Source organism: Buttiauxella warmboldiae (genome assembly GCF_003818135.1).
GTDB lineage: Bacteria > Pseudomonadota > Gammaproteobacteria > Enterobacterales > Enterobacteriaceae > Buttiauxella > Buttiauxella warmboldiae.
The window spans coordinates 101775-112604 of sequence record NZ_RPOH01000064.1; the positions used below are offsets into that span (position 1 = coordinate 101775).

Annotated in this window: 10 protein-coding genes and 1 other annotated feature; of the genes, 6 read left to right on the forward strand and 4 right to left on the reverse strand. The window is 51.0% G+C overall.

The annotated features are described in order from the left end of the window. The first annotated feature begins 179 nt into the window (after window positions 1-179). The 3 genes from aroF to EHN07_RS15120 all read left to right on the forward strand — a co-directional run bounded on the left by aroF (window position 180) and on the right by EHN07_RS15120 (window position 3335). The gene (gene aroF / locus EHN07_RS15110) at window positions 180-1250 is read left to right on the forward strand and encodes a 3-deoxy-7-phosphoheptulonate synthase AroF (RefSeq protein WP_124024904.1); all 1071 of its coding nucleotides are present in this window, start codon (window positions 180-182) and stop codon (window positions 1248-1250) included. An 11-nt stretch (window positions 1251-1261) separates the two neighbouring features. Further along, a complete protein-coding gene (gene tyrA, locus EHN07_RS15115) occupies window positions 1262-2383 on the forward strand; it encodes a bifunctional chorismate mutase/prephenate dehydrogenase (RefSeq protein ID WP_124024905.1) in 1122 nt (373 codons plus the stop codon). A 76-nt stretch (window positions 2384-2459) separates the two neighbouring features. After that, the gene (locus tag EHN07_RS15120; RefSeq protein ID WP_124024906.1) at window positions 2460-3335 is read left to right on the forward strand and encodes an SMP-30/gluconolactonase/LRE family protein; all 876 of its coding nucleotides are present in this window, start codon (window positions 2460-2462) and stop codon (window positions 3333-3335) included. A 6-nt stretch (window positions 3336-3341) separates the two neighbouring features. On the opposite strand, the gene pheA is transcribed toward EHN07_RS15120, so the two are convergent. The 4 genes from pheA to bamD form a co-directional block, all read right to left on the reverse strand. Next, on the reverse strand, window positions 3342-4502 hold the full coding sequence (gene pheA / locus EHN07_RS15125; protein ID WP_124024907.1) for a bifunctional chorismate mutase/prephenate dehydratase: 1161 nt from the start codon (window positions 4500-4502) through the stop codon (window positions 3342-3344). 21 nt (window positions 4503-4523) lie between these two features. Further along, window positions 4524-4650: a sequence feature (Phe leader region), on the reverse strand. Further along, the gene (gene pheL, locus EHN07_RS20535; protein WP_193216298.1) at window positions 4602-4649 is read right to left on the reverse strand and encodes a pheA operon leader peptide PheL; all 48 of its coding nucleotides are present in this window, start codon (window positions 4647-4649) and stop codon (window positions 4602-4604) included. Its footprint overlaps the feature before it by 48 nt. Window positions 4651-4755: 105 nt before the next feature. Beyond that, window positions 4756-5097 carry a ribosome-associated translation inhibitor RaiA gene (gene raiA, locus EHN07_RS15130; protein WP_124024908.1) on the reverse strand — a complete coding sequence of 114 codons (342 nt, stop codon included), beginning with the start codon at window positions 5095-5097 and terminating at the stop codon, window positions 4756-4758. 274 nt (window positions 5098-5371) lie between these two features. Next, the gene (bamD, locus tag EHN07_RS15135; protein WP_124024909.1) at window positions 5372-6109 is read right to left on the reverse strand and encodes an outer membrane protein assembly factor BamD; all 738 of its coding nucleotides are present in this window, start codon (window positions 6107-6109) and stop codon (window positions 5372-5374) included. 130 nt (window positions 6110-6239) lie between these two features. On the opposite strand from bamD, the gene rluD reads away from it, so the two are divergent. The 3 genes from rluD (at window position 6240) to clpB (ending at window position 10652) form a co-directional block, all read left to right on the forward strand. Further along, window positions 6240-7220 carry a 23S rRNA pseudouridine(1911/1915/1917) synthase RluD gene (gene rluD, locus EHN07_RS15140; protein ID WP_124024910.1) on the forward strand — a complete coding sequence of 327 codons (981 nt, stop codon included), beginning with the start codon at window positions 6240-6242 and terminating at the stop codon, window positions 7218-7220. Continuing rightward, on the forward strand, window positions 7217-7948 hold the full coding sequence (gene yfiH, locus EHN07_RS15145; RefSeq protein ID WP_124024911.1) for a purine nucleoside phosphorylase YfiH: 732 nt from the start codon (window positions 7217-7219) through the stop codon (window positions 7946-7948). The genes rluD and yfiH overlap by 4 nt, the downstream gene beginning before the upstream one ends. Window positions 7949-8078: 130 nt before the next feature. After that, on the forward strand, window positions 8079-10652 hold the full coding sequence (gene clpB, locus EHN07_RS15150) for an ATP-dependent chaperone ClpB (RefSeq protein ID WP_124024912.1): 2574 nt from the start codon (window positions 8079-8081) through the stop codon (window positions 10650-10652). The last annotated feature ends 178 nt before the right edge of the window (window positions 10653-10830 follow it).

The window sequence follows — 10830 nt, forward strand, 5'->3', positions numbered from 1 at the left end:
CATGGGTGTATATTAATGTTTACGATATGAGGTTATTAACGTGCATAATCCAGCAATTAATTTGCTTGTGTAACGTATTGTTTACGTAAAATGGATTGCAATGTTTACTAAAGCTGATAAGGTAGTGCCGTCCTCACCGAGGAAACGACTATCGCAAACGAGCTAACAGGATCGCCATCATGCAAAAAGACGCGCTGAACAACGTTCATATTTCTGACGAACAGGTACTCATCACTCCGGAGCAGCTGAAAGCGAAATTCCCGCTGACTGCGGCTCAGGAAGCGCAGATTGAACAGTCCCGTCAAACCATTTCCGACATTATCGCTGGCCGCGATCCTCGCCTGTTGGTGGTGTGTGGACCTTGCTCGATCCACGATCCTGATACCGCGCTTGAATATGCTCGTCGTTTTAAAACGCTTTCTGAACAAGTTAGCGATAGTCTGTACCTCGTGATGCGTGTCTATTTTGAAAAGCCACGGACTACCGTAGGCTGGAAAGGCTTGATCAACGATCCCCATATGGATGGCTCGTTTGATGTCGAGGGCGGTTTGAAAATTGCCCGTCAGCTGCTGGTAGAGCTGGTCAGTATGGGCCTGCCGCTGGCGACGGAAGCGCTTGATCCAAATAGTCCGCAATACTTAGGCGATCTGTTCAGCTGGTCTGCAATTGGTGCGCGTACCACTGAATCCCAGACTCACCGTGAAATGGCTTCCGGCCTTTCGATGCCGGTTGGTTTTAAAAATGGGACTGACGGCAGCCTGGGGACGGCGATCAATGCGATGCGTGCCGCATCTATGCCGCACCGTTTCGTCGGCATCAACCAGGCAGGCCAGGTTTGCCTGCTGCAAACCCAGGGCAATCCCGATGGCCATGTGATTTTACGCGGCGGCAAAGCGCCGAACTACAGCCCGGCAGACGTTGCGCAGTGTGAAAAAGAGATGGAGCAGGCGGGACTCCGCCCGGCCTTGATGATAGATTGCAGCCATGGCAACTCAAACAAAGACTACCGTCGCCAGCCGGGCGTCGCTGAATCAGCTGTCGCCCAGATTAAAGATGGTAATCGTTCGATTATTGGCCTGATGATTGAAAGTCATATCCATGAGGGTAACCAATCTTCAGAGCAGCCGCGCAGTGAAATGAAATACGGTGTTTCCGTAACGGATGCCTGCATCGATTGGGAGACAACAGAGACTTTATTACGTGAGATTCATAACGATCTGAACGGTACGCTCACGGCGCGTCAGGCATAAGAGGTTTTACTATGGTGGCTGAATTGACCGCACTACGCGATCAAATTGATGAGGTGGATAAGGCGTTGCTGGAGCTACTGGCGCGCCGTCTGGAGCTGGTAGCAGAAGTTGGCGAAGTCAAAAGCCAGCATGGTTTGCCTATTTATGTCCCGGAACGCGAGGCCGCAATGCTGGCTTCACGCCGTAAAGAAGCGCAAGCGCTGGGCGTTCCCCCCGATCTGATTGAAGATGTATTGCGCCGTGTCATGCGGGAGTCTTACTCAAGCGAGAATGACAAAGGTTTTAAAACGCTATTCCCTGCGCTGCGCCCGGTGGTTATTGTCGGCGGTGGCGGCCAGATGGGGCGCCTGTTTGAAAAAATGCTTACGCTGTCTGGTTATCAGGTCCGTATCCTTGAAAAAGAAGACTGGGCTAAAGCCCCTGAGCTGATGGCTGATGCAGGCATGGTGATTGTGAGTGTGCCAATTCATATCACTGAACAAATTATTGCTCAGTTACCACGCTTGCCTGATGACTGCATTCTGGTCGATTTGGCTTCGGTGAAAAATGGCCCTCTGCAAGCGATGTTAGCTGCCCATCAGGGCCCGGTGCTTGGCCTGCACCCGATGTTCGGGCCCGATAGCGGAAGCCTTGCGAAGCAAGTCGTGGTGTATTGCGATGGTCGCCAGCCCGAAGCGTATCAGTGGCTGCTTGAGCAAATTCAGGTCTGGGGCGCACGTTTACATCGTTCCACGGCAGTAGAGCACGATCAGAATATGGCGTTTATTCAGGCGCTGCGCCACTTTGCGACCTTTGCTTATGGTTTGCATTTGGCTGAAGAAAATGTGCAGCTTGAGCAATTACTGGCGCTCTCATCACCGATTTATCGCCTGGAACTGGCCATGGTCGGGAGGCTGTTTGCTCAGGATCCGCAGCTTTACGCCGATATCATTATGTCGTCAGAAAGCAATCTGGAGCTGATTAAGCGTTACTATAAGCGTTTTGGCGAGGCGATTGGTCTGCTGGAACAGGGTGATAAGCGGGCGTTTATCGACAGCTTCCGCAAAGTGGAGCACTGGTTTGGTGACTATGCGCAGCGATTCCAGAGTGAAAGTCGCACTTTGTTACGTCAGGCGAATGATAGCCGCCAGTAATGGCAAAAAGGTTTTATAATCAAAAGCCATCAGGGAGACCTGCTGGCTTTTTTTATTGGCGATTAAGGATGGGAAAATGGCTCAGCCGCAAGTTCTGTTCGATTACACCGGTCACTTACCTGAATGCCCAACGTGGAGCGCGGATGAAAACAGCCTCTACTGGACGGATATTCTTGAGAATGAAATTCATCGCTATCACCTTGCAAGCAAAAAACATGATGTTATCCAGTTTTCTGAAGAAGTGGGCTGTTTTGCTTTGTGCGAAACGGGCGGCTTTATCGTCGCGCTCAGGAGCGGAATTTATCTCACTAACCCTACCGGGCTCATCACGCGTAAGGTTTGTGATAATCCGAATAATCCGCTGCTGGCGCGCTTCAATGATGGCGGGACCGACAGGGACGGGCGGTTTTATGCCGGAACCTTTTGGGGGCCGGGGGACTACAATGGTGCGCTGTTGTGCCGTATCGATAACGATCTGACGCCACACGTCATCCAGCACGATATCCATGGCGCTAACGGCCTGGCTTTTAGCGCGGATAAAAACTGGATGTATACCTCAGATACGCCAAACCGGGTGATTTACAGAACTGCGCTGGATGCGCGCGGTGAACCTGCTATGCGTGAAGTGTTTAAGCGCTTCGAGCCGGGGCAGGGAATTCCTGACGGCGCAGCAATGGATGTGGAGGGCTGCTACTGGACTGCGCTGTTCGACGGCTACCGTATTGCTCGTTTATCACCAGCGGCTGAGGTACTGGAAGAGTATTCGTTGCCGGTACGCTGCCCGACGATGATGTGCTTTGGCGGTGATGATATGAAGACGTTGTTCATCACGACGACGCGAGAAAATATGGATGATGCAGAAGTTGCGGAACGCCCGCTTTCCGGCGCCATTTTTACGCTGAAAGCCGCTGTTGCGGGCATGCCAAAATTGAAGTTTAAACAACACCAGTAACCAGCATCAGGCCGGATCGACAGGCACCACATTTTCGCTTGGATAGCAGCCGAGCACCTTCATTGAACGGGTGATTTCACCCAGTTCACGCAGGGCTTTGCGCATCGCGTCATCATGCAGATTGGCCTGCACGTCCAGATAAAACATCTCTTCCCATGGGTTGCCGTTGATTGGTCGGGATTCCAGTTTAGTCATAATCAGATTGTGATTACGTAAAACCAGTAGCGCTTCTACTAATGCACCGGCTTGTTGGCCGGTAGCCATCAGCAGCGTGGTTTTTGCCGGAACCTGGTCGGTTACTTCAACTGCTTTGCGGGCCAGCACGATGAAACGGGTAATATTTTGCGTCTGGTTTGCCAGATTGCGTTCCAGAACCTGTAGGCCATACAGCGCACCGCCGGCTTCGTTGCCCAGCGCTGCAACATGTGGCGAGTTCGCCTGAGCCACTTTTTCCATCGCCGCAGACGTACTTTCGCAATATTCAATTTTCCAGTGCGGGTAGCGATTAATGAACTGGCTGCATTGCTGGAACGGCTGTGGATGGCTGTATACCGTCTGGATTGTGTCTAAATCTGTAGTGCCGTTAACTAATACACAGTGGTCAATTGGCACGGTCATTTCCGCAACGATGGACAAACTGGTGTGCTGCAGCAAATCATAGACATCGTTAATTGCGCCAGAGCTGGTGTTTTCCAGCGGGACAACAGCGTAATCAGCCTGGCCTGTTTCGACCTGATTAAAGATGTCATGGAATTTGGCACAGCCACTTTCGATAAATTGTTCGAAATGGCGAGCGGCGTACTGGCGGGCGGCCAGGTGCGAGTAAGAACCTTTCGGGCCGAGGAATGCGATGCGGGCTGATTGCGGGTTGGTTTTATTAAGATGCTGCTGCAATAGCGTTTGCTGAGTCAGGACGGAGTCTTCAATGATGAGCTGAAACAGGCGGGTAATATAATGGGCGTCCAGATTATGCGTTTTGCCCAGGGCTATCAGGCGCTCCAGTAAATCCCTCTCACGATCGATATCCCGTACCGGGCGGTGAGTCGCGAGTTTGGCTTTGCCGACTTCAACCGCCAGTAAGCGCCGCTCAGCCAGTAATGCCAGCAGTTTTACATCCAGGGCGCTGATTTTATCGCGCAGTGCCAGCAATGGGTTTATCTCACTCATAACGCTACCTTTTCGAAATCCATAAAAAAAGCCCCCCCGGTTGGGGAGGCCTGTTTGTTCGTCTTCGCATTCTTTATCACACGACGAATTGCCTCCCATTCAGGGGAAGGTAAAAAAGAATGCGAAGAAAAACGGAAATAATTTCATGGTGGGTTCCTGATTAGTCAGACAGCTAAGTTACCCGGTCTGTTTTCGCTCTGTCAATAAAAAACGCGCCCGGAGGCGCGTTGTAGTGATTGATAAGGATAAAAGATTACTCTTCTTCAATTTCTTCCGCGATAGCGACGTCTTTCACTGAGCCTGCTGTGCGACGCGCTTCACCCTTGTGTTGCACTTTATTCAACTGCCGCTCCAGTTTGTTGATCAAATCGTTGATAGCCGTATACATATCATCGTGTTTAGCGCTCGCTACGAGCTGCCCGTTTGGCGTATTAATGGTGGCATCAGCCACAAAACCCTTCGGTTCTTTGGACAAAACAATGTGTGGATTAATTAGATGAGTTTGCCACTTGTCCAGTTTAGTGAGACGGTCTGCGACGTGCTGGCGAATAGCTGGGGTGATTTCCATTTGCTTGCTGGTAATGTTCATTGGCATAAAGTTACCTCTTGTCTTTCCCGTCTTGGTAACGCCAGCATACCTTTCTGAATGTCAAAATGTGTGATGTGAATCACACTGTTTTGTCGCTTTTTGTCAGCAAACCCTTTTTGTGAGGCAGAACAGGATCTCTGTTTTTAAAGCTTGTGGAAGTGAGAAATAGCGTCCATATTTGACGGGATGACCTGAGGCTAAACCGTTTCAGTTTACAGTTTTCAGCGCATAAAAATGGCAGCCACCCGGGCTGCCACTTTGTTTTTTATCGCTCGGTGCATCAGACTTTGCTGCTGTTAGCCGCGATAATTTTAGCCACTTTATCGGCCTGAGCCGGCATTTGCAGTTCACGGTAAGCATTTTCCATCAGCTTCAGACCATCACGAGTGGCCTGAGTATCCGGGAAATCACGCAACATTCCTTCGACACGGTTAACTACTGCAACCCACGCGCCGCGTTTAGTGTAGTATTGCGCCACCGAAAGCTCATATTTTGCTAAACGATCTTTCAGGAACACCAGGCGCCTGGTGGCATCGGTGACATACTGGCTGTTCGGGTAACCACGAACCAGCTTAGAGAAATCGTTGAAAGCATCACGAGCATGCTGTGGATCCCGGTCTGAACGATCTACGCCAAAGAAACCTTGTAATGCGCTATCATCCAACGCCATGTCCGTCAGACCACGCATGTAAAGTACATAGTCAATGTTTGGATGGGTGGGATTAAGACGCATAAAGCGGTCGATAGCCGCCTGAGCCAGTGGCAAGTCAGCGTTCTTATAGTAAGCATAAATAAGATCTAACTGCACTTGCTGCGAGTAAGGCCCGAACGGATAACGGTTATCCAGCGCTTCCAGTTGCGTTATCGCCGCTTTAAAGTTACCGTCCTGCAACTTTTGCTGGGCAGTCGCATAGATCTCAGAAGGTGGATTATCAGGAACCTCATCCTTGGAACTGGAGCAACCAGCCAAAGCCAGGCTCAACGTGGCTGCTGCCACCAGATATTTCATACGCGTCATGACGTTTTGACTTTCCTCAGAATGTTATCCGGGAGGCTCGCAGTTCCAGCTCCCGATTAAGACCAGCTACAATAGCACACTATATTAAACGGCATTGCCGTAAAACCCAACGTTAACGAAGAAGCTGTCTATGGCACAACTAGTACAACTCACCGCAACCGTGTCCGAATCTCAACTCGGTCAACGCTTAGATCAAGCTTTGGCCGAATTGTTCCCGGATTATTCACGTTCTCGTATAAAAGAATGGATTCTCGATCGGCGCGTGCTGGTCAATGGCACGCTCAGCGACAAACCGAAAGAAAAAGTATTGGGTGGCGAAAGCGTCACAATCAATGCGGAAATCGAAGAGGATGCGCGCTGGGAACCACAAGATATCCCGCTCAATATCGTCTATGAAGATGACGATATTCTGGTGATTAACAAACCGCGTGATTTCGTTGTGCATCCTGGTGCGGGCAACCCTGACGGGACCGTACTGAATGCGCTGCTGCATTACTATCCGCCGATTGCCGATGTGCCTCGCGCGGGTATTGTGCATCGTCTGGATAAAGACACCACCGGTTTGATGGTGGTGGCGAAAACCGTTCCAGCACAAACTCACCTGGTTGAAGCTTTGCAGCTGCGTGAAATTACGCGTGAATATGAAGCGGTGGCGATTGGCCACATGACTGCGGGCGGCACGGTAGACGAGCCCATCAGCCGTCATTCAACCAAACGTACCCACATGGCTGTGCATCCAATGGGAAAACCTGCGGTTACGCATTACCGAATCATGGAACATTTCCGCGTGCACACACGTCTGCGTCTGCGTCTGGAAACCGGCCGTACTCACCAGATTCGTGTGCATATGGCGCATATCACTCATCCATTAGTTGGCGATCAGCTTTACGGTGGCCGTCCACGTCCGCCAAAAGGCGCGTCGGAAGAGTTTGTTAGCGTGCTGCGTAAGTTTGACCGCCAGGCTCTGCATGCCACCATGCTGCGTCTTCATCATCCAATCAGCGGTATGTTGATGGAGTGGCATGCGCCGATTCCTCAGGATATGGTTGAGCTAATAGAAGCGCTGCGTGTCGATACGGAAATCCATAAGGATCAACTGGACTGGCTATGAGCAAATTGATCGTCCCGCACTGGCCGCTCCCTGAAGGAGTGGCTGCTTGCAGTTCGACACGTGTTGGCGGTGTGAGTCAACCGCCTTACGATTCGCTTAATCTTGGGGCCCACTGCGGTGATAACCTGGATGATGTCGAAGAAAACCGCCGTCTTTTTTACGCTGTTGCCTCGTTGCCCTCGAAACCCGTTTGGTTAGAGCAGGTACACGGCAAAGAAGTGTTAAAACTCACGGGCGGGCCATATTTGTCTAAGCGCGCTGATGCTTCTTATAGCTCAACACCGGGCACGGTTTGTGCGGTAATGACAGCAGATTGCCTGCCAGTACTCTTCTGTAATAAAGCCGGAAGCGAAGTTGCGGCGGCTCATGCCGGATGGCGCGGGCTATGCGAAGGCGTTCTTGAAGAGACGGTTGCCTGCTTTAAAGACGCTCCAGAAAATATTATCGCCTGGCTTGGCCCGGCTATCGGACCTGGCGCGTTTGAAGTCGGCCCGGAAGTGCGTGAAGCCTTTATGGCGAAAGATAGTCAGGCCGGGAGTGCATTTCTCCCGTCAGGGGAAAAATACCTCGCGGATCTTTACACTCTGGCCCGCCAGCGTTTATCTGCTGTAGGTGTTACCGAGGTTTATGGTGGCGATCGCTGTACCTTTAGCGAAGCGGATGATTTTTTCTCATATCGACGCGACAGAACCACAGGCCGTATGGCAAGTTTCATTTGGCTGATATAACCTATTGAATCAAGGCGATCCAGCGTGAATAACTCACGCTTCAAATATTTCAGGTCATTAACCTTGAATAATTGAGGGATGACCTCATTTTATCTCCAGTAGCAAATTTGACCTGTATATGGGAGGAGTTATGCGTCTGGATCGTCTTACTAATAAATTCCAGCTTGCACTCGCTGATGCCCAATCCTTAGCTCTCGGGCAAGACAACCAATTTATTGAACCCCTGCACCTGATGAGCGCGCTGCTGAATCAGGAAGGCGGATCTGTGCGTCCTTTACTGACCTCTGCTGGCGTAAACGCGGGCCAGCTGCGTACGTCCATCGATCAGGCTTTAAGCCGTTTGCCGCAAGTGGAAGGAACAGGCGGTGACGTTCAGCCTTCACAGGATTTGGTCCGCGTATTAAACCTGTGTGACAAACTGGCGCAAAAAAGAAATGACAATTTTATTTCGTCAGAGTTATTTGTTCTGGCCGCGCTTGAAGCACGCGGAACATTAACGGATTTACTTAAATCAGCAGGGGCTACCACGGCAAATGTGACAGCAGCCATTGAGCAAATGCGTGGAGGCGAGAACGTGAACGATCAGGGTGCCGAAGATCAGCGGCAGGCATTAAAAAAATATACCGTCGATCTGACCGAGCGTGCCGAACAGGGCAAACTCGATCCGGTAATTGGCCGTGACGAAGAAATTCGTCGCACTATTCAGGTCTTGCAACGTCGTACCAAAAACAACCCGGTATTAATTGGTGAGCCTGGCGTGGGTAAAACCGCCATCGTTGAAGGCCTGGCGCAGCGCATTATTAACGGCGAAGTCCCCGAAGGGCTGAAAGGTCGCCGCGTACTGGCTCTGGATATGGGCTCGCTGGTGGCGGGTGCCAAATACCGTGGGGAGTTTGAAGAGCGCCTGAAAGGTGTGCTGAACGACCTCTCTAAGCAGGAAGGCAACGTCATTCTGTTTATTGACGAATTGCACACTATGGTCGGCGCAGGTAAAGCAGACGGCGCAATGGATGCAGGCAACATGCTGAAGCCTGCCTTGGCGCGTGGTGAACTACACTGCGTGGGTGCGACAACGCTTGATGAATATCGTCAATATATAGAAAAGGATGCGGCACTTGAGCGTCGCTTCCAGAAAGTATTTGTTGCCGAGCCTTCTGTCGAAGACACCATTGCTATTTTACGTGGCTTAAAAGAGCGCTACGAATTGCACCACCATGTGCAGATCACGGACCCGGCCATTGTGGCGGCTGCGACTTTATCGCATCGTTATATTGCCGACCGTCAGCTACCGGATAAAGCCATCGACCTTATCGATGAAGCGGCGTCCAGCATTCGTATGCAGATTGACTCGAAGCCGGAAGAGCTGGACCGTCTTGACCGCCGTATTATCCAGCTGAAACTGGAACAGCAGGCGTTGAAGAAAGAGTCTGATGAAGCCAGCCAAAAACGGCTCGCTATGCTTGAAGAAGAGTTAGGGCAAAAAGAGCGGGAATACTCAGTTCTGGAAGAAGAGTGGAAAGCGGAGAAAGCCTCTCTTTCCGGTACCCAGACGATTAAAGCTGAGCTGGAGCAGGCGAAAATTGCCATTGAGCAGGCTCGCCGCGTGGGCGACCTCGCACGCATGTCTGAGTTGCAATACGGGAAAATCCCGGAGCTTGAGAAACAGCTTGCGGCTGCGACTCAGAGTGAAGGCAAAACCATGCGCCTGCTGCGTAATAAAGTCACTGATGCAGAAATTGCGGAAGTGCTGGCGCGCTGGACTGGTATTCCAGTCGCCCGAATGCTTGAAGGCGAACGTGAGAAACTGCTGCGTATGGAACAGCAGCTTCATACCCGTGTTATCGGGCAGAATGAAGCGGTAGAAGCCGTATCGAACGCTATTCGCCGTAGCTGTGCTGGTTTATCCGATCCTAATCGCCCAATTGGTTCGTTCCTGTTCCTTGGGCCGACCGGGGTGGGTAAAACTGAACTGTGCAAGACGCTGGCAAACTTTATGTTTGATAGCGACGATGCGATGGTGCGTATCGATATGTCCGAGTTTATGGAAAAACACTCGGTCTCACGTCTGGTGGGGGCGCCTCCGGGTTATGTCGGTTATGAAGAGGGCGGTTATCTGACAGAAGCGGTTCGTCGTCGTCCTTACTCTGTCATTCTGTTAGATGAAGTTGAGAAGGCGCACCCGGACGTATTCAACATCTTATTACAGGTACTGGATGACGGTCGGCTGACTGATGGACAGGGCAGAACCGTCGATTTCCGTAATACGGTGGTGATAATGACTTCTAACCTCGGGTCTGACTTGATTCAGGAACGCTTCGGCGATCTGGATTATGGTCATATGAAAGATCTGGTGCTGGGGGTTGTCAGCCAGAACTTCCGTCCGGAGTTCGTTAACCGTATTGATGAAGTTGTGGTATTCCATCCGTTGGGTGAAAAACACATTGCGTCTATTGCGCAGATTCAGCTGCAGCGTTTGTATAAACGACTTGAAGAGCGTGGCTACGAAGTCACTATCACTGATGATGCGTTGAAGTTGCTCAGCGAGAATGGTTATGACCCGGTGTATGGGGCACGACCGCTGAAACGAGCAATTCAGCAGCAAATTGAGAACCCGCTGGCTCAGCAAATTCTTTCTGGAGAGCTGATTCCAGGGAAAATGGTCCATCTTCAGGTTAAAGATGGTCATATAGCGGCAGTGCAGTAAGCTGCAAAAAGATAAAACGGGCCCTTCGGGGCTCGTTTTTGATTAAAAACCAGGCTATCGATGGTTTTTTTGTATTTTATGCTTGTCAGCTTCCGTAAAATCCCTATACTGCGCCTCCACTGACACGGCATAACGGCTTACCAACCGGCCCGTCAGCCAGATGAAAAGCGAAAATAAA

Excerpts from the sequence above, each read along its gene's own strand:
- EHN07_RS15120 (WP_124024906.1), top strand. The coding sequence starts at position 2,460 with ATGGCTCAGCCGCAAGTTCTGTTCGATTACACCGGTCACTTACCTGAA.
- rluD (WP_124024910.1), top strand. The coding sequence starts at position 6,240 with ATGGCACAACTAGTACAACTCACCGCAACCGTGTCCGAATCTCAACTC.
- pheA (WP_124024907.1), bottom strand. The coding sequence starts at position 4,502 with ATGAGTGAGATAAACCCATTGCTGGCACTGCGCGATAAAATCAGCGCC.
- tyrA (WP_124024905.1), top strand. The coding sequence starts at position 1,262 with ATGGTGGCTGAATTGACCGCACTACGCGATCAAATTGATGAGGTGGAT.
- raiA (WP_124024908.1), bottom strand. The coding sequence starts at position 5,097 with ATGCCAATGAACATTACCAGCAAGCAAATGGAAATCACCCCAGCTATT.
- yfiH (WP_124024911.1), top strand. The coding sequence starts at position 7,217 with ATGAGCAAATTGATCGTCCCGCACTGGCCGCTCCCTGAAGGAGTGGCT.
- clpB (WP_124024912.1), top strand. The coding sequence starts at position 8,079 with ATGCGTCTGGATCGTCTTACTAATAAATTCCAGCTTGCACTCGCTGAT.
- aroF (WP_124024904.1), top strand. The coding sequence starts at position 180 with ATGCAAAAAGACGCGCTGAACAACGTTCATATTTCTGACGAACAGGTA.
- bamD (WP_124024909.1), bottom strand. The coding sequence starts at position 6,109 with ATGACGCGTATGAAATATCTGGTGGCAGCAGCCACGTTGAGCCTGGCT.